The 501-nt window shown below is 58.9% G+C and carries 1 protein-coding gene; it reads right to left on the reverse strand.

Translation table 11 applies throughout. From position 1 onward, the window contains the following. Positions 1 to 62: 62 nt before the first annotated feature. A partial coding sequence (locus AC1RLU_RS26500; protein ID WP_492799011.1) for a DUF551 domain-containing protein occupies positions 63 to 501 on the reverse strand: 439 nt, incomplete at its 5' end.

Consider the following 501-nt stretch of genomic DNA (forward strand, 5'->3'; position numbering starts at 1 on the left):
AGCTGGCATTGTTGTAGCCGCCTGGTTCGTAGTTCCATCGAAGCGGCGCGCGTCTCATCTTCTCAGCCATGCTCTGCGTCCGGGGGATTTTTATAGTGCGCATCCGCGGGACCTTGACCACGGTCCTCCAGAGCAGAAGGAGGTGCCGGAAGCGGCATCCAGTGAGTGGGGTAACAATCCTGCGAAAGACGGTCCCCGTTCAGAAAATCAGCATAGAACCAGTCTGCGGTCTCAAGCATCTCGTCTGATGCGCCCTGCTGAGCGTATTCCTGGATTTCCGCGTCGGTCAGGAAGTCAACCATCGCAATGTGCCGGACGAGCATTGTGCCTGTCCCGCCGTGGTCGCTGTAGGCGAGGATTTCACTTCCATCCTTCGGCGCCGTTTCGATCGGCTGCCAGGTAGGTGAGGATAGCTCGCGGATGCCCCCTATCATTCCCCAACCCTCCCGGCAGAGGTGGACTGAGACAGGGCGGATCGGATCGTTTGGAGAAACCGCCATA

The organism is Allobosea sp. GW822-FHT05A11, from assembly GCF_058800455.1.